This window comes from Bradyrhizobium neotropicale (assembly GCF_001641695.1).
Taxonomy (GTDB): Bacteria; Pseudomonadota; Alphaproteobacteria; order Rhizobiales; family Xanthobacteraceae; genus Bradyrhizobium; species Bradyrhizobium neotropicale.
This window is the reverse complement of the sequence record NZ_LSEF01000022.1, coordinates 1-16,647: the sequence shown is the minus strand read 5'-3', so window position 1 is coordinate 16,647 and position 16,647 is coordinate 1. Positions and strand designations below refer to the sequence as shown.

Here is a 16,647-nt window from a genome sequence, read left to right as displayed (position 1 = left end):
GGGTAACGTTCACCTGATTCCAATCACGCAGGGCCCAGGCCGATGTTGAATGCAATCATCCCCTTGCTGCTGGACAGTCTGGCCAGCGCCGCGTTGATCTTCTTCGCGGCGGTGGGCCTGACGCTGGTCTTCAGCGTGCTGCGCGTCCTCAACGTCGCGCATGGCAGCCTCTATTCGATCGGCGGTTATGTCGCCGCATCGATCTGCCTGTTCATTGCGAGCCGGCAGCTCAACCCGTATCTGTCGTTCGCGGCGCTGCTGTTCAGCGCCGTCTTCGTTGCGGCGATATTCGGCCCGCTGATCGAGCGCAGCCTGGTTCGCTGGACCTACGGCAAGTCGGAACCTGTCCAGATCCTGGTCACGTTCGGGCTATTCCTCATCCTGGAGGACCTGCAGCGCATGATCTTCGGCGTGCAGTCCTTCTACGAAGACGCGCCGATGCGGTTGCTCGGCACGTTGACCATCGGCGGTGTGGTCTATCTCAACTACCAGATCCTGCTGATCGGAATGGCGCTTCTGGTCGTCATCGGCCTGCGGCTCCTGATCAACCACACGCGGCTCGGGCGCCTGATCACGGCGGTGGTGACCGACCGTGAGATGGCGCAGTCGATCGGCATCGACACCAACCGGATCTTCATCCTGGCGTTCTCGCTCGGCGTGTTCTTGGCGGCCCTGGGAGGCGCGCTGGCGACGCCGACGTCGGGCATCGCGCCGGGGCTCGGCGCCGACACGATGGTGCTCGCCTTTGCGGTGGCGGCGATCGGCGGGCTCGGACAGATCGAGGGCGCCGCGGTGGCCTCGCTGATCGTCGGTGTGGCGCGCGTGCTCGCGATCTATCTGGTGCCCTCGCTGGATGCCGTTGCGCCATATGCGGCAATGCTTGTCGTGCTTCTGATCCGCCCCTACGGCCTGTTCGGGTCGATGACCGCGCGGAGGATATGATGCGAACGATCTTCGCCACTTTGGCGGTACTCATACTTGCCGTGCTGCCTGTCGCCGCCCCCTGGCTGCAATTCGTGCTGACGCTTGCGATCGCCAAGGGATTTGCGGCGCTCGGCGTTGCCGTGCTGCTCCGCGCCGGTCTGATCTCGATCGGTCATGCGATGTTCTTTGCCGCGAGTGCCTACGGGGTCGCGTTCCTGGCGCGCGCCGGCATCCATGATTTTGGCCTGCTCCTGATCCTTTCTGTGTTGGCCGGGGCACTCGTCGGCGCCGTCGCCGGATCGTTTCTCGTCCGCTATCGGGCGATCTTCTTCGCGATGTTGAATCTTGCGGTTTCCATGGTGTTCTACGCGCTGTGTGCGAAGCTCTACAGCGTCACCGGCGGCACCGACGGCATGCCTGTTCCGGTTCCGGCGGTCTTCGGTATCGTGTTCGCCGAGCCGGTATTCAAGAACGTCCTGTTCTATCTTAGCCTCGGACTGATGGTGCTCGTCGGTGTCTCCGTTCAGCGCTACCTGAACAGCCCGCTCGGTCATGCGCTCTCGGCTGTCCACACCAACGAGATCCGGCTCGAATATCTCGGCATTCCGGTCTGGGCGGTTCTGCTGATCGCGTACGTCATCTCGGCGGCCCTCGCGGGGCTTGGCGGCGCGATCGCCGGTTTTGCGATCGGCCGCGTGGTTCCCGATTTCGCGTTCTGGACCGCATCCGGCCACCTCGTGCTCATCGCCGTGCTCGGCGGCATCGGTGGCGTGCCGGGCGCGTTCATCGGTGCCTTGTTCCTGGAATTGCTGCACAGCGCAGCGGTGACCGTCACGGACTCCTGGAATCTGATCGTGGGCATAACGCTGATCGTCGTCATCATGTTCATGCCGCAGGGAGTCTATGGATTGTTCGCGCGCAGGGAGGTGTCGAGCCTATGACGCGTCCCATCCTGGAAGCCAAGGGTCTCCACGTCGCATTCAACGGGGTCAAGGCTGCCGACGACGTCAGTATCGCGATCCATGACGGCGAATTCCTTGCGATCATCGGTCCGAACGGATCAGGTAAGACGACGCTGCTCAACATCTGCACAGGTTACATTCGTCCGAGATCGGGCAGGGTGCTGCTCGACGGTCACGACATCACCCGCCTGTCGCCGCGCGCGATCGCGCGCCGAGGTGTCGCGCGCGCGTTCCAGATCCCGCAGCTCTTCTCCACCCAGCGCGTGATCGACAACATGATGTTGGCGCTGGCGGCAACCGATGGTCTGTGGAGCGCGGTCCGGCCGCTCGAATCGCCGGCGCGGCGCGACGAGGCAAAGGCCTTGCTCGATCTGGTCGGGCTCGCCGGTGATGCCGATCGGATCAGCAGCACGCTGCCGGAAGGTCATCGCAAGCTGCTGGATATCGCGGTGGCATTGGCGCTCAAGCCGCGGCTCCTGCTATTGGACGAGCCGACGAGTGGCGTCAGTGCCCTCGAACGCTTCCCGCTGATGGAGGCGCTGATGAGCGCGCTGCGCCAGCGTGGCATCACGGCGCTGTTCGTCGAGCACGATATGGACGTTGTCGCCCGTTATGCGAGCCGTGTGCTGGTGTGGAATGCCGGTAATATCATGGCCCAGGGGCGGCCCGATGAGGTGTTCAGCAACGCGCAAGTTCGCCAACGTGTCGTGGGAGTAGCCTGATGCTCAGTCTCGACAAGGTCAGCGTCTCGATCGAGGGCGCCCGCGTACTGCGCGGGGTCAGTTGCGAGATCATTGCGCGAAAGACGACGGTGTTGATCGGCCGCAACGGCGCCGGCAAGACCACGACGCTTCGTGCGATCATGGGTCTCATCGCGCATGACGAAGGCACGATCCGCCTCGATGCCGACGATCTCGGCAGCAGGCCCGCCTACACCCGCGCGCGGGCCGGCATCGGCTACGCGCCGGAGGACCGTCGGCTGATTCCGGAGTTGAGCGTCGAGGAGAACATCCGTCTTCCGGCGCTGGCTCTGAAGCTCGACCGTGCCGAAATCGCGCACAGGCTCGACGAGATCTATCAGCTATTGCCCGAGTTGCACGTGATGCGCTCCAGGCCCGCCGGCGGCCTTTCCGGAGGGCAGGGCAAGATGGTCGCGCTGGGCCGTGCGCTGACGGTGGCGCGCAAGGTCCTGCTGCTCGACGAACCCTTCCAGGGCCTGGCGCCGGCCCTCGCGCTGGACTATGCGCGCACGCTCGGCGAGTTGCGCAAGCACCGGCCAGAGCTCGCCATGCTGATTACCGAGTCTTCGCCGACGCTGCTCGACCGGATCGCCGACAGGACGCTTCAGATCGAGCGCGGTGAAGTCCTGGCCACATCGACCAAGGAGAGGGAATTTCATGTTGCTGCAATTTGACCGCCTCGCAAATGACCGGACAGACCGCGTCGGCGTCGAGATCCACTCTCTCATCATCGCAGGTTGGGCGGGCAGGGATGCCGCCGCCATCGAGCACCATATCGAGGAACTCGCCGCGCTCGGCATTTCACGTCCCTCGACGACGCCGCTCTACTACCGCGTCGCGGCCCAAACACTGACCCAGGAAAACCGCTTGACCGTGCTCGGCCCGGACAGTTCTGGTGAAGTCGAGCCGGTCATCATCGCCATGGCTGACGGGCTCTGGGTGGGCATCGGGTCAGACCATACTGACCGCAAGGCGGAAGCGTCGGGCATCGCTCTTTCGAAGCAGCTCTGCGGCAAGCCGGTCGGCTCGCAGCTCTGGTATTATGGCAGTGTCGAAGATCATTGGGATGAACTGGTTCTTCGCTCGTGGGCGACGATCGATGGCACGCGGGTTCTCTACCAGGAGAGCCCAGTGTCCTCGCTGCGGACGCCGCGGGATCTCATCCGGCGCCACACCGGCTCAAGCACGCTGCCGGCCGGCACGTTGATGTTTTGCGGCACGCCCGGTGCGATCGGCGGCATTCGGCCGGGGACGCGCTTTGAAATGGAGCTGAGTGATCCCGTGCTCGGCCGCAAGCTGACGCACAGCTACGACGTCGACGTGCTGCCAGTCGTTTCCTGATCCCGCCTCGCAAAAACGGTGTCCGTGACAGCAATGAACGGTCGACCCAGCCAATCTGCCGTTGCACGCCTTGAGACCGCGCTGGCACGGATCCGGTCGCCGGAAGCGGAGAACGTCTTCACGGCGGTATTCGCGGACAGCGCCCGGTGGGAGGCCGAGGCCGCAGATCGACGCGCCGCTGCAGGTAGTCCTCGCGGCGCGCTCGATGGCCGCATCGTTTCCGTGAAGGCGCTGTTCGACGTCGCGGGCACGGTCACGAGTTCCGGATCTGCGGTCCTGCGCCGCCTGCCGCCGGCCGTTGAAGATGCTGAAGTCGTGAAACGGTTGCGGGCCGCGGGCGCCGTCGTCATCGGCAAGACACAGATGACCGAGTTTGCCTTTTCTGCGCTCGGCACGAATCCGCATGATGGCACGCCGGGCAATCCACGAGACCGCCAGCGCGCCCCAGGTGGCTCATCATCGGGCGCCGTGGTGTCGGTGATCGACGGCATGTCGGACATCGCCATAGGCAGCGATACCGGCGGCTCCCTTCGAATCCCGGCCGCCCTGTCCGGCGCAGTCGGCTTCAAGCCAACCAGCGGATTCGTGCCGACCGCCGGCGCGTTCTCGCTGTCATCGAGCCTCGATACGATCGGTCCGATTGCCTTGAACGTTGCCGACTGCTTCATGGCCGATCAGGTGCTTTCGGGGGAGGCCGCGCCGTCGCGGCTGCGGAGTGCCTCTCCCGGCACGCTCCGCCTCATCGTTGCCCGCGGGCGCTTGTTCGATCGCTGCGAGCCCGAGGTGCTCAGTGCGTTCGAGACTGCCATGGAGCGGCTTCGGTCGGCTGGCTTGCAGATCGAGGACGGTTCGATCGAAGCTGCTCTCGATCGTGTCGCGGGGATCGACCGGATCGGCACGTTTCCCTCCATCGAGGTCGGCGCGACGCTGCGTGGTCTTGGGCTCTCGAGCCTGGATGGGGTCGATCCGAAAACCCGCGTTCGCATCGAAGCCGGCGCCGCTATCCTCGGCACCGACTATGTGCGCATGGTGCGTCTCCGGAAAGCGGCGATCCAATCCTTTGAACAGTCCTTTGGCAACAACGAGGTTTTCGTCCTGCCGACGACGCCGATCCGTGCGCCGCTTCTGTCGTCGGTCGAGGAGGACGCGACATTTCATGAGTTCAACGGGCTCGTGCTGCGCAATCCTCGCGTCGCCAACATGCTGGACTGCCCTTCTGTTTCGCTGCCGCTGCCGGCTGATGGTCTTCCCAAGGGGCTGATGCTTGTCGGCCGCAGAAATTCGGACAGGCGCTTGCTGGAGATTGCTGCATGCATCGAAGCAGTGCTGCGGCCGCGACCGTCGGGCTCGCCACTTGCTGTCGAAATCGCGTCGCCGTGAGCGCTTCGAAATGAGAAACGAGGCGCTTTGGATCGTGCTCCCTGCCATCGGGGTCATCATGTTCATGGGCACGTTGGTGTTGATGATCGGAAGGTAAGACGCGCTTGCGTCTACCTTCCAAGTCTGGGGCGCTGTTTCGATCTACGCCGATATTCGAAAGCCGGATCAATCAAACCGAGGGGCACGGGAAGATGGAACCTCCGATCGAACAGACCTTGATCGTGGACGCGGGACGGCGAGGGAGGAAAAGACGAAGCCGGTTCGTCTACAAAATCATGATCGCAGCGTCGCTGCTCACGGTCGCGGGGCTCGGTGCGCTTGCGTTTCTGAGCGCGTCGGTGGCCGAGAAGATGCTGGATCAAGATGCGCGATCCGAGAGCAGGCTGATAGGTCAAGGCGCGGCGGACAGGATCACGGCCTGGTTGGAAGCGCGCCGCTTTTTGCTTGAGGCTCTGGCGGATGAGATCGAGCTCACCGGAGTGGCGGGATCGGAGGCAGATCTCCGTCTGCTTCTCCGGTCGAAGACGCTCACGGACACGTTCTATCCCGTTCACTTCGGTCGACCCGATGGGATCCACATCAGAGAACCAAACCTGCAGATGGCTGCGGGCTATGATCCACGAACGCGTGGCTGGTACCAGGCGGCTGCCGCAGAAAAGCAAACCATCGTCACCAAGCCATTCGTGAGCGCGGCAGCAGACGGCGGCTTGAGCATCACCATCGCCCGCGCGATCCATGGCCGTGACGGTCTCGCTGGCGTGGCCGGTGGCAATGTTGAACTCACCGCGATCCGTGATTTTCTGAAGGGGTTGCCTCTCGAGGGAAAGGGATATGCCTTTCTGGTCGACTCCGAGGGCACGGTGCTGGTGCATCCCGAGCAGGAAAAAGTGCTCAAGCCGCTGGCTAGCGGATTCGATCTCCGCACTGCCGACGGAACGATCCGAGAGACTTCGGGGGCGGGCCAAGCCGGTCTCGTCGGCTTCTTCCCGATAAGCAGCGTTCCGTCTGCGAAGTGGTTCGTGGGCATTTCGCTTGATCGAACCAAGGTTTTGGAACCGATCTTCGCGTTTCGACGGATGCTCATTCTTGTCGTCGCGATTACCGTGCTGATGCTGGTTCTCTGCCTGGGTCTCCTTATTTCTCGCATGGTCGCGAAGCCGATCGCGGCGATAACCAACTCGATGCGGGAATTGGCAAAGGGCAATCTCAACGTCGAAGTGCCGGCTGAGGGGCGCTCCGACGAGATCGGCGAGATGGCTGAAGCTTTGGTCATATTCAAGCGGGGCATGGTCGAGAACGGCCGGCTCGCGGCGGAACAGGACAAATTGAAAGCTCGCGTCGAGCACGAGAAGGCATTGGCCATGGCTCAACTCGCGGACGCCTTCGAGGCTACAGTCGGAAGCGTGATCAATTCCGTTTCGGTGGAGGCCGGACAGATCGAAGCGCGTGCCCAGGAAATGGCTGCGGCAGCGAGCAAGACGGAAAGTCTAACGGGCGCCGTCACTGACGTGACCAAGGAAACGGCGGTCAATGTTCAATCGGTGGCCGCGGCGACCGAAGAGCTGTCCAGCGCCATCGGCGAGATCAGTCGGCAAGTGCATTTGTCCTCCAGCACCGCCGAACAAGCAGTATCGGTGGCAAACAGCGCGAACGAAAAAGTATCCGGCCTTTTATCGGCGGTGGCACGTATCGGTGCCGTCGTCGACTTGATCAGTTCGATTGCGCACCAGATGCTCGCTTTGAATGCGACGATCGAGTCGGCGCGTGCCGGAGAGCTTGGAAAGGGGTTCGCCGTCGTGGCAACCGAGGTCAAGGCGCTTGCCGGACAGACCGCCAAGGCCACGGAGGAGATTGCTGCGCACGTACACGACATTCAGTCCGTGACCGATGAGGCGGCCCAAGAACTCAGGAAAGTTTCGGAGATCATCGCCGCCATCAACAGCTATTCGGCCATGATTGCATCGGCCGTGGAGGAACAAGGTGCAGCCACCCAGGAAATCAGTCGCAACATTCAGCAGGCGGCTGCGGGCACGAACAGCGTTTCCTCCAATATCGCTGTCGTGAATGAGGCTGCCATAGGGGGCGATGCCGTCGCCAACGACGTGCTGCACGCGGCCCGTCAATTGGCCACACAAGCCAGTCTCCTCGGCCGTGAAGTCCGACGTTTCCTGGGGAACGTTCGCGCAAGCTGACATCCGGCCAACCTCGACATGCCGCTGTTGACAAGAACGTGGTGCAGCGAAGCCTCTGACTGGAATCCTGGAAGCGTCCATGGAATAACGACAAGACGGTCAAGCCGTCTGCGCGGACCGTCATGACAGCCGAAACTTTTGGAGAAAAATTCATGAATTGGCGTCATTTCGGGCGAGCCATTGCGGCCGTAATCCTGTTCAAGGTCTCGGCGGCCTATGCCCAACCAGTCCATGATGGCTTCTACTGGATCGGCGAGATGAACAAGGCCTCGGCGGTCATCGTCGTTGACACCAGGATTGTGGAACGGGATCTGGGTCGCAAGATTGCCGCAGCCGTCGCGAAGGTGATCCGCGATGGCGAGCAGCCAGGAGCATCCCGCCCTGATGACTACCTGCGCGTCGAACCCATGCTGATAGCGGCCGGAGGGACCGACGTCACGCGGCTGCACTCGGGCCGCAGTCGTCAAGACATGTATTCCACGTGGCAACGGCTGGTGCTGCGCGAAACATATCTTGAGAGTGCGGCGAGCCTGAACGACTACCGCGCAGCGCTGCTGAACCTTGCCCGGACCGCGCCAGACGCCATCATGCCGGCCTTCACAATGGGTGTACAGGCGCAGCCGATTACGCTCGGCCACTACGTCTCGGGCTATTTGGGAGCGCTCGAACGGCAGGCCCAGCGTGTCAAAGAAGGCTATGCACGTCTCAATCTCTCGCCGCTCGGAGCTGCCGCGGTCGGCACATCGAGTTTCCCCATCGATCGCAAGCAGCTCGCCACTCTCCTTGGCTTTGACGGTCCGATCGTGAACTCGTTCGATGCGAATCATGTCTCGCCATTCGACCTCGACGTCGAGGTCGCGGGACTGGCAACCGCCTCCGCGATAACCAGCGGCGCGCTGCTGGCGGACCTCCTGGACCAATATCGGCAGATCCGGCCGTGGTTCCTGCTGGCGGCCAGTGAGACGACCCCGAGCAGCATCATGCCGCAAAAGCGGAATCCATTCCCGATGTTGCTCGCCCGCGAGCAAGCCACTCGGACTTTGGGTCTGGCTCAAAGTGCGGTCATGCTGGCGCACAATATTGGGCCGGGCGTTATCGAATATCGCGGCGATGCTGCGAACAATGCTCTGCGGGAGGCCACCCAGCTACAGGCTGCCATGGCGAAGCTGGTTCGAACCCTGCGCTTCGATGCCTCCCGCGCGCTCGAGGAGGTGAATGGCGACTATGCCACCACGACCGAGCTGGCCGACGTGTTGCAGCGAGAGGCCAACGTCCCGTTCCGCGTCGGCCACCATTTCGCGTCCGAGCTCGTGAATTTCGGACGTGGTCACGGCCTTCGGGCGTCCGAATTGCCTTACGAAGACGCAAAGAGAATCTTTGCGCAATCGACCAAGGGCCTACTTGGTGAAGAGGCTGCCTTTCCGTTATCCGAAGCTCGTTTCCGAGAAATCTTGACGCCCGAGAACATGGTTCGCTCCAGCCGCGGCCTCGGCGGCCCTCAATCAGCAGAAGTCGCCCGTATGCTCGCCGCCCAAGAAGCACAACTCGTGGCGGACAAGGATTGGCTCGATGGTCGACGATCCGCCCTTGCAAAGGCATCCACAGAGCTGGATGCGGCATTCAATCGCCTCAAGGACTGACAGTTCCAGCCGCGCGTAGCCCATGGCATCAGTCCGCCTTAGGTTACTTTGCGCCAGTCCGTCGTCGCTTGCGCTGCGCTCTAGCTACGCCGGACACGCTTTACCCTTCGGTCTCCCGCGTGGCGGCGCCACGCGAAGCCCAAAGGGCGAAGAGTGGTGGGCCTTCTTGGATACGTATCGAACTTTATGCGTCGCACCGACGCCCGAAGTGCGTGAAATCTTTGAGCAGTTTAGAAGCGGCAATGCGATTTCGGATAAGCGGCAAACCAGGGCCAGGCCAGAAGCGTTGCATTTGGAAGCGCAATAGCGCCATGACCGGCGCTTTGCCTTGCGGTTTGATATGCGAGCTCGTGCAGGTGCTTCCGTGGGGCTGCGATGGTGCTGAACTCCTCGTGGAGGACAGCCTGCCTCTCTGGAAATATGATGGCCTCACGGCTACCGTCCCGGATGACGACGACCTTTGAAATGCGGAGATTGGCCCGACAATCGCACCCGTGTGACACAGGCTGTTGAGGCGGGGAAGCGAGCGTACACCTTCCGAAAGCCAATCGAAGGAGCGCGAGGTCTTGCGACACGATGCCGAGGACGATGCGAAAAGGCGGGAGTGGGGCCATGGTGGGCGTTTCATGGAGGGACGATGCCGCTCCTGGCGGGCGCGTCCGCCATGCGGACCGGGTTCTATGAGCTGCGCTCACCGAGTCCCCCCAAAGAAGCTGGGGCCTCGGCCCGTCTGGTCACGATCCCGTCGCGCAAGGGCTAAGGTGCTCCTCGCCGGGGGCACTCGCAGGAGGGGCTCGCCTTCGGCGATCGCTATTACTGCCCATCCTGACGGGTGCCCTTTTAACCGGTCGCGTTGCTGCACTCGTCCCGCATGCCCCTTCGGGTCGCTATGCTCACGCGGCCCGGTGCCATTCCAGGTGGGCGATGCGCCGTCGCGCACGCCGGATCGGGGCCTGTGGCCCCTAGGCCGTCAAGGCCAAGCCCCTCATCAAAGATGAGGGGCGGAAACCGGCGGCGGTGTAGTCGCTGCGCTCCGGCCCGCACCAACCCGCTCGTTTTCCGGCCTGTGACGGCCAACCCCCGCTCATTGGCGCTGGCCTAGTTCCGGTTGCATGCGCAACCGGAAAAGAAAGGACAACCCATGAAAACGGATGTCGATCAGCAGATCGCTTAGTGATCGTAACTGCGTAGCAAGACGCACTCTCACTTTGATTACCGCGCCGTACTGCGCTCAAGAGTGACGTGGGCCCCTGGCGTCAGCCATGGAAGAGCATGCCGATGGACGTACCTCGCGGCCCCTGCGCGGCAACAGCGTTCCCTATCAGGGCTTCAATGGGTTTTTGTTGTTGTGGTCTGCCGATATCGATCACGGCTACAGGCGTCTATCTGGGTAACGTGTATCGAGGCGCAGAAACTTGAAGCGCATGTTTGCAAAGGCGAGGGTGGTAAGCCTGTCATCTAGGTCAAGAGACCAGCGACGAGCCGAACGCGCCATTCCCTAGTGAAGGCGACACTGTCGTCAGTGTCGAGCAGATTCAAGACTTGCCAGCGCATCGCTCATGCCGAAACGTTCTCTGAGGCCAGGCCAGCTTCCGAACCTGCCCAGTCTCGCGTCCGGGAGGCGAAAACGTGGCCGGGCAGCGGAAATCTTTGGCAGAGCCCGAGAACCTCGCTCCCGATCCTGCGCCGCATTTCGATGGTGAGCTCCGAAGAGGACGACATAGCGTTGATAGCCGTCTCAATGAGCTGGGCGCAGTGAGCCATCTCGTTTGGCCCTAAACCGCGCTGTGCCAGCACGTTCGTCCCAAATCTGATGCCACTTGCGATCTTCGGTGGATTGCTGTCGCCCGGAATTGTGTTCCTGTTGGAGATGATGCCGCAGGATTCGAGGGCTCTTTCTACCGCAATGCCAGTCAGTCCGGTTGGTCGCAGGTCGAGCAGGACCATATGCGTGTCGGTACCGCCGGTCACCACCGAATATCCGCGTCGAGTCAGCTCTGATGCTAGCGCCTGGGCGTTCTCGACGGTGCGTGCGATGAGAGCGCGGAAATTCGCTGAGGCTGCGATATCCAGGGCGCGCGCCTTCGCCGCGATAGCGGCGAAATTCGGTGTTCCCTGGCATAGTGGAAACACCGCGCGTTGCAGCAACTGAGCGAGCGGCTCTTGCCCCGATGTCACCAGGTTTGCGGCGTCCCTACCAGCGAGAATTAGGCCGCCGCGTGGGCCGTTCAACTGCTTGTAGGTGCTGGTGGTCGTGACATGGGCGTAGTCGATCGGACTGGGGTGTTGTTTGGCCACGATCAGGCCCGCGATATGGGATACGTCGGCGAGCAACAGTGCGCCTACGGTATCGGCTATAGCGCGGAACCGCGCGAAGTCGATGCGTCTCGGATAGGCGCTGGCTCCGCAGACAATCAGCTTGGGACGATGTCTCTGTGCAAGCTGGCGGACCTGTTCGTAATCGATTAGCCCTTGGGCATTTAGCCCGTAGGCGATTGCCGTGAAATATTGACCAGTTATCGAGGCATTCGCTCCGTGCGAGAGGTGTCCACCGGCGCGGATATCCAGGCCGAGAATCTTATCGCCAGGCGACAGTAGCGACGCCATGACGGCAAGATTGGCTGAAGTTCCTGAGTGCGGCTGAACGTTTGCATATTGCGCGCCAAAGAGAGTCTTTGCCCGCGCGATGGCAAGACGCTCGATGTGATCGACAGTTTCGGAGCCGCCATGAAAGCGGCAGTCTGGGTACCCCTCGCTGGTGATATTCTCGAGCACCGAGCCTGTGCAGGCCATCACCGAAGGGTCCATCAGGCCTGCCGCGGCCACCAGCACCAAACTGTTATTTTGCCGGAAATATTCGTGGCGCAGCAAATTCGCCAATTCGCTGTCCTCAGAACGCAGTGTTGTGCTACAGCGCCTGTAGAAGTCGTCGAGGTCCTCAAGTGCTTCAGCACTCATCATTCGCTCCAACCTGGGTGGTTCGTCGGCAGTGTCTTTTGGGACGCACTCTTCTCATTCTCTAGTAGCGCGGTGGTCCAGTGTGTTGTCAGAATTGATTAACAGCCGTGACGGTTTTTCAGTTCTTATGGAGTGATCGGCCCAGATCACTTTGAGCTTCGGGCTTACGATACGCAATGACGCGTGTTCTCGTTAGAGCGATCACCAAGGGCAACCTCTTTTTCGGGGCGCCTAGAATTGCGAACCGGCGCGCTTGGCGATCGCGCTAGACAGTCCGTCGTGCGTACTTTCATGGAGAGTTCGCTGTTGGAGCAGATCTGAGCGTGCAGTACTTCAGTAGGTGAGGAAACAGCGCGCGGTTCCGAGACATTGATGAAAACAGTTTATGATTGGTCTTGCAGGCCGAGTCCTAGCCAATGTCCGGCGTCTTCCGTCTGCAATAGGTGACATCCTTCTGTCATCTTGATCAATTGCTAGGGCTGGTAGTTGACCGAGGTTCGATCGTCACTGCAATTCAAGGGGCCATCTCTGCCCCCAACAACCGCAACGCTATGATGCGGTCCGAACCTACCTTCAACACCGTCACCCATCATGGGTGTCGCTGGTTGCCCGTTGCGCAGCGTCTACTGCGGCGCGACCTTGTCGACGGCCACATAGGGTTCCCGCGGTGCGTTAATTGACCAGGCTCTCGGTCGACATCGACGGTATGACCGAGCCGTTTTTGTAGGTCGTTTGAAGCCTACCAGTCTTGGTAGTGTCAGAAGCAGACGTAGTCTGGTTTGTTTGATCGCATACTGGGCAGTGGGCTCTTTGAGAGGGCCGCTTTCTAGCCTACCCAACTCGATGCGCAAGGTCAGTGCTCCTCGAACGCGCCGCACCGAATCGATGCACAAGTCGAGCAGCCATGGCGCGCTTGGTCGTTCATCGAGGACGACCGCATGTTTGCTCGACACCCCGACGCCCGCTGGCGGCCCGTGGGTACTCGACCGCGCATTCAGCTACTTGCTGGATGTCTGTGATGAGTGCTCTGATCTCACATTTGACGTGGTTCGCACGGCGCGGCGGAGCCGCTGCACAGATTTGATGCAACGTTGGGCTTTGAATACGAGGTACGCAAGGCATGCAACCCAAATACGCGAATGCGGCACCCTTTCGCCTAATCAGCTAGCGGGGCCGACCTGCACCTTTGCAACAAGGGGTGGCCTCCGCTTGATAAACAAGCGATCTATTGGGCGAAAGATGTTTGGGCGTCGGATAGTCAAACAAACCAGTGAGAGCGCACTAAGTGGTCGACCGGAATGATGAGGGCTCCATACCTGTTCAGCAAAATGCCGCTCGACCGGCTTCTGCAGCCCCAAGGTCGCAGGAACGGCACGTTGACGTTCAAGTACAGAGCTGCGAATCCAATAAGCGCCCTCCTGAAAGCAAGGAAGACTCAGCTTCCCCGGACATAGCCAAGCCTCACTACAAGTTAGTGTTCCGCGACCTCGTCATGGATATTCGCGCACAACGCGTCACTCTGTGCGGTCAACCAATCAAGGTGAGACCGTTAGAATTCCGCCTGCTGCAACATTTCCTCGAGCACCCGGAGCAAGTGTTCTCTAGGGCCGAACTCCTGTCGACCATTTGGGGCCAGAACGTTCATGTCACCTCACGGACCGTTGACCTCCATATCGGCCGCCTACGCAAGGCCCTCAACGGATGCGGCCGGCGCAACTATATCCGCACGGTGCACTCCCGAGGTTACTCCCTCGATGCGCAGGAGTAACCGCCGACCGCCAGCTTCCGCTCATCCTCTGTCCTGGCGCAAATCCGATTGCCTGTTGCATCGGATGCTGGCGGCACTCTCGTAGCCCAAGGGAGTTAATAGTGTCGGCTTGCACGATATGGTTTCGCGAGTCCCGCTATAGCTCGACAATCTGGGTGGGGAGCGCTTCCACCCAAATTGCCGAGCGGCAGCCCGCTGGCCCGACTTGTTCTACTTTTCATAGATAGACCGTACTCGTCCGAGGACGGCCGTCTTGCGAGTTTATCCGGTCTGTAGCTGACTGTCGGTATGGATATTCTTACTGATAGTCGCCAAGTGCGTCGCCTTGAAATTGTGGAGACTGGTCGGCGTCGGCGCTGGTCGGCTGCCGAGAAGCTGCGGATTGTCGAGGAAAGTTTTTCGGGTCCGCGGCTGGTGTCGGCGACAGCACGGCATCATGGGCTTTCGAAACAGCTTCTGTTTTCGTGGCGCAAGGCCCATCGCGAAGGACAGCTTGGCGGCTGTCAGGTAGGTGGATTTGTGCCGGCCCGGATTGTGTCGGAGGTCCAGTCGACGACGGAGCGTGCGGCACCGGCGGCGACAGGCACTCTGGAAGTCGTGACCGCGAATGGCCGACGTGTGATCGTGGATCGCAACGTCGATGTCGCGGTCTTGCTACGGATCATGCGAGCGCTGGAGACACTACGGTGATCCCGATCCCGACGGGCGTGCGAGTGTGGCTGGCGACAGGCCATACCGACATGCGGTGTGGCTTTCCGAGCCTGGCTCTGCGCGTGCAGGAAGTGCTCAAGCGCGACGCCATGGGCGGCGGTCTTTTCTGCTTCAGGGGCAAACGCGGCGATCTTTTGAAGGTCATTTGGCACGATGGCCAGGGAGCATGCCTGTTTACCAAAAGACTCGAGAGAGGAAGGTTTATCTGGCCATCGGTTGCCGGTGAATCGGTAACGATCTCTCCGGCGCAGTTGAGCTATCTGTTGTCCGGGATCGATTGGCGCAACCCTCAAGAAACCCAGCGTCCGACGCGGGTCGGATAGCGTTTTACAGTTTGAATCTGCTGCTTGATCTGATTCAATGGCTTCATGATATCGAAGCCGGACGATCTTCCATCGGACCTTGTCAGTGCCCTGGCGGCGCTGCAGGCCGAGCGTGAGGCGCGGCTGCAAGCCGAGGCGGTTGCTGCCAGTGCGCGGGCGGAGCTGTCGGACAACGAGGCGCTGATCGCGCATCTGGAGCTGCGGATCGAGAAGCTCAAACGCGAACTGTACGGGCAGCGCTCCGAGCGCACGGCACGGCTGCTCGAGCAGCTGGAGTTGGAGCTCGAAGAACTCGTCACCACGGCGAGCGAGGATGAGCTTGCCGCGCAGGCCGCAGCGGCGAAGACGCAGAACGTCCGCCCCTTCATGCGCAAGCGGCCGGTGCGCAAACCATGGCCGGACGACATCGAACGCGAGCGCGTGGTCATTGAGGCTCCAACGACCTGTGCCTGCTGCGGTGGATCGCGGCTGGCGAAGATCGGTGAGGATGTGACCAAGACGTTGGAGGAGATCCCGCGCCGCTTCAAGCTGATCGAGACGGTACGCGAGAAGTTCACCTGCCGCGATTGCGAGAAGATCAGCCAGCCGCCCGCGCCGTTCCATGCCACGCCGCGCGGCTTCATCGGCCCACAATTGCTGGCGACGATCCTGTTCGACAAGTTCGGCATGCATATCCCGCTCAACCGCCAGAGTGCGCGCTTCAAGTGCGAGGGGATCGACCTGCCGTTGTCGACGCTGGCCGACCAGGTCGGCCACGGGACCTTCGCCGTCATGCCGCTCTTCCACTTGATCGAACGCCATGTGCTCGCTGCCGAGCGCCTTCATGGCGATGACACCACCATCCGTATCCTGGCGAAGGGCAAGTGCACGACCGGGCGGATCTGGACTTATGTGCGAGATGACCGGCCCTTCGCCGGGCCTGCGCCGCCGGCGGCGGTCTATTACGCCTCGAGCGACCGACGAGGCGAGCATCCCCAGAAGCATCTGGCCGCCTTCGCCGGTATCCTGCAAGCCGATTGCTACAGCGGCTTCGAGCCGCTGTTCGACCCGCGGAAGAAGGCGCTGCCGATTACGCCGGCGTTTTGCTTTGCCCATGCGCGGCGGGGCTTCTTCGAGCTGGCTGACATCGAGAAAAATGCTCGAGAAGGTAAGAAGGGCAAACCGGTCTCTCCGATCGCGCTGGAGGCTGTCAGACGACTCGATGCGTTGTTCGAGATCGAGCGCGCCATCAACGGCAGCGGCGCCGACGAGCGGCGCGCCATGCGCCAGGAAAAGAGCAATCCGCTTCTCGAGGACATGCACGCCTGGTTGCTGCGTGAGCGCGAAACCCTCTCGCGCTCCTCCGAGGTCCTGAAGCCGATCAACTACATGCTCCGGCGCTGGGACGACTTCGCCCGCTTCCTCGACGATGGCAGGATCTGCTTGACCAACAATTGTGCCGAGCGCGCATTGAGAGGCATCGCCTTGGGAAGGCGCAACTGGACCTTCGCCGGCAGCCAGCGTGGCGCTGACCGTGCCGCCATCATGCTGACGATGATCACGACCTGTCGCCTCAACGAAGTCGATCCCAAGGCCTGGCTCGCCGACGTCCTCGCCCGTATCGCCGATCTTCCCGCATCGCGTCTGCACGAACTGCTGCCCTGGGAATGGAAGCTCCTGCGCCAAGCCGACAAGCCCGCCGATCAGCAGGCCGCCTGACCTTCACGCA

Annotated in this window: 13 protein-coding genes; 12 read left to right on the top strand and 1 reads right to left on the bottom strand. The window is 61.6% G+C overall.

Going from position 1 to position 16,647, the window contains the following annotated elements:
• The first annotated feature begins 42 nt into the window (after positions 1-42).
• The 8 genes from AXW67_RS02865 to AXW67_RS02830 all read left to right on the top strand — a co-directional run bounded on the left by AXW67_RS02865 (position 43) and on the right by AXW67_RS02830 (position 9,179).
• Positions 43-942, top strand: a complete 900-nt coding sequence (locus AXW67_RS02865; protein WP_063676440.1) for a branched-chain amino acid ABC transporter permease — start codon at positions 43-45, stop codon at positions 940-942.
• The gene (locus AXW67_RS02860; protein ID WP_063676524.1) at positions 942-1,865 is read left to right on the top strand and encodes a branched-chain amino acid ABC transporter permease; all 924 of its coding nucleotides are present in this window, start codon (positions 942-944) and stop codon (positions 1,863-1,865) included. The genes AXW67_RS02865 and AXW67_RS02860 overlap by 1 nt, the downstream gene beginning before the upstream one ends.
• A complete protein-coding gene (locus AXW67_RS02855) occupies positions 1,862-2,608 on the top strand; it encodes an ABC transporter ATP-binding protein (protein ID WP_063676439.1) in 747 nt (248 codons plus the stop codon). The genes AXW67_RS02860 and AXW67_RS02855 overlap by 4 nt, the downstream gene beginning before the upstream one ends.
• Positions 2,608-3,300, top strand: coding sequence for an ABC transporter ATP-binding protein (locus tag AXW67_RS02850; protein ID WP_063676437.1), 693 nt, complete (start codon positions 2,608-2,610; stop codon positions 3,298-3,300). The genes AXW67_RS02855 and AXW67_RS02850 overlap by 1 nt, the downstream gene beginning before the upstream one ends.
• Positions 3,284-3,967 (top strand): DUF2848 domain-containing protein, encoded by a 684-nt coding sequence (locus tag AXW67_RS02845; protein WP_063676435.1) that lies wholly within the window; start codon positions 3,284-3,286, stop codon positions 3,965-3,967. The genes AXW67_RS02850 and AXW67_RS02845 overlap by 17 nt, the downstream gene beginning before the upstream one ends.
• Positions 3,968-4,000: 33 nt before the next feature.
• A complete protein-coding gene (locus tag AXW67_RS02840) occupies positions 4,001-5,347 on the top strand; it encodes an amidase family protein (RefSeq protein ID WP_063676433.1) in 1,347 nt (448 codons plus the stop codon).
• Between the two features lie 191 nt (positions 5,348-5,538).
• A complete protein-coding gene (locus tag AXW67_RS02835; RefSeq protein WP_063676431.1) occupies positions 5,539-7,539 on the top strand; it encodes a methyl-accepting chemotaxis protein in 2,001 nt (666 codons plus the stop codon).
• A gap of 152 nt (positions 7,540-7,691) precedes the next feature.
• Entirely contained in the window at positions 7,692-9,179 is a 1,488-nt protein-coding gene (locus AXW67_RS02830; RefSeq protein ID WP_063676430.1) for a lyase family protein, read from the top strand.
• 1,557 nt (positions 9,180-10,736) lie between these two features.
• Here AXW67_RS02830 and AXW67_RS02825 read toward each other — a convergent pair.
• Complete coding sequence (locus AXW67_RS02825; RefSeq protein ID WP_063676522.1) at positions 10,737-12,137, bottom strand: serine hydroxymethyltransferase; 1,401 nt, start codon at positions 12,135-12,137, stop codon at positions 10,737-10,739.
• Positions 12,138-13,629: 1,492 nt separating this feature from the next.
• On the opposite strand from AXW67_RS02825, the gene AXW67_RS44970 reads away from it, so the two are divergent.
• From AXW67_RS44970 to tnpC, 4 genes are all read left to right on the top strand, one after another.
• A complete protein-coding gene (locus AXW67_RS44970) occupies positions 13,630-13,905 on the top strand; it encodes a winged helix-turn-helix domain-containing protein (protein ID WP_145927380.1) in 276 nt (91 codons plus the stop codon).
• Positions 13,906-14,193: 288 nt separating this feature from the next.
• The gene (tnpA, locus tag AXW67_RS02815) at positions 14,194-14,595 is read left to right on the top strand and encodes an IS66-like element accessory protein TnpA (RefSeq protein ID WP_063676427.1); all 402 of its coding nucleotides are present in this window, start codon (positions 14,194-14,196) and stop codon (positions 14,593-14,595) included.
• Complete coding sequence (gene tnpB, locus AXW67_RS02810; protein WP_063676425.1) at positions 14,592-14,939, top strand: IS66 family insertion sequence element accessory protein TnpB; 348 nt, start codon at positions 14,592-14,594, stop codon at positions 14,937-14,939. Before tnpA ends, tnpB begins: the two co-directional genes overlap by 4 nt.
• A gap of 45 nt (positions 14,940-14,984) precedes the next feature.
• Positions 14,985-16,637: an IS66 family transposase gene (gene tnpC / locus AXW67_RS02805; RefSeq protein WP_063676418.1), complete on the top strand. Its 1,653-nt coding sequence runs from the start codon at positions 14,985-14,987 to the stop codon at positions 16,635-16,637.
• Positions 16,638-16,647 lie beyond the last annotated feature (10 nt).

Coding starts and splice junctions, on each gene's coding strand:
- AXW67_RS02865 (WP_063676440.1), top strand. CDS start 43: ATGTTGAATGCAATCATCCCCTTGCTGCTGGACAGTCTGGCCAGCGCC.
- AXW67_RS02845 (WP_063676435.1), top strand. CDS start 3,284: ATGTTGCTGCAATTTGACCGCCTCGCAAATGACCGGACAGACCGCGTC.
- AXW67_RS02830 (WP_063676430.1), top strand. CDS start 7,692: ATGAATTGGCGTCATTTCGGGCGAGCCATTGCGGCCGTAATCCTGTTC.
- AXW67_RS02855 (WP_063676439.1), top strand. CDS start 1,862: ATGACGCGTCCCATCCTGGAAGCCAAGGGTCTCCACGTCGCATTCAAC.
- tnpA (WP_063676427.1), top strand. CDS start 14,194: ATGGATATTCTTACTGATAGTCGCCAAGTGCGTCGCCTTGAAATTGTG.
- AXW67_RS02840 (WP_063676433.1), top strand. CDS start 4,001: ATGAACGGTCGACCCAGCCAATCTGCCGTTGCACGCCTTGAGACCGCG.
- AXW67_RS44970 (WP_145927380.1), top strand. CDS start 13,630: ATGGATATTCGCGCACAACGCGTCACTCTGTGCGGTCAACCAATCAAG.
- AXW67_RS02860 (WP_063676524.1), top strand. CDS start 942: ATGCGAACGATCTTCGCCACTTTGGCGGTACTCATACTTGCCGTGCTG.
- tnpC (WP_063676418.1), top strand. CDS start 14,985: ATGATATCGAAGCCGGACGATCTTCCATCGGACCTTGTCAGTGCCCTG.
- AXW67_RS02850 (WP_063676437.1), top strand. CDS start 2,608: ATGCTCAGTCTCGACAAGGTCAGCGTCTCGATCGAGGGCGCCCGCGTA.
- AXW67_RS02835 (WP_063676431.1), top strand. CDS start 5,539: ATGGAACCTCCGATCGAACAGACCTTGATCGTGGACGCGGGACGGCGA.
- AXW67_RS02825 (WP_063676522.1), bottom strand. CDS start 12,137: ATGAGTGCTGAAGCACTTGAGGACCTCGACGACTTCTACAGGCGCTGT.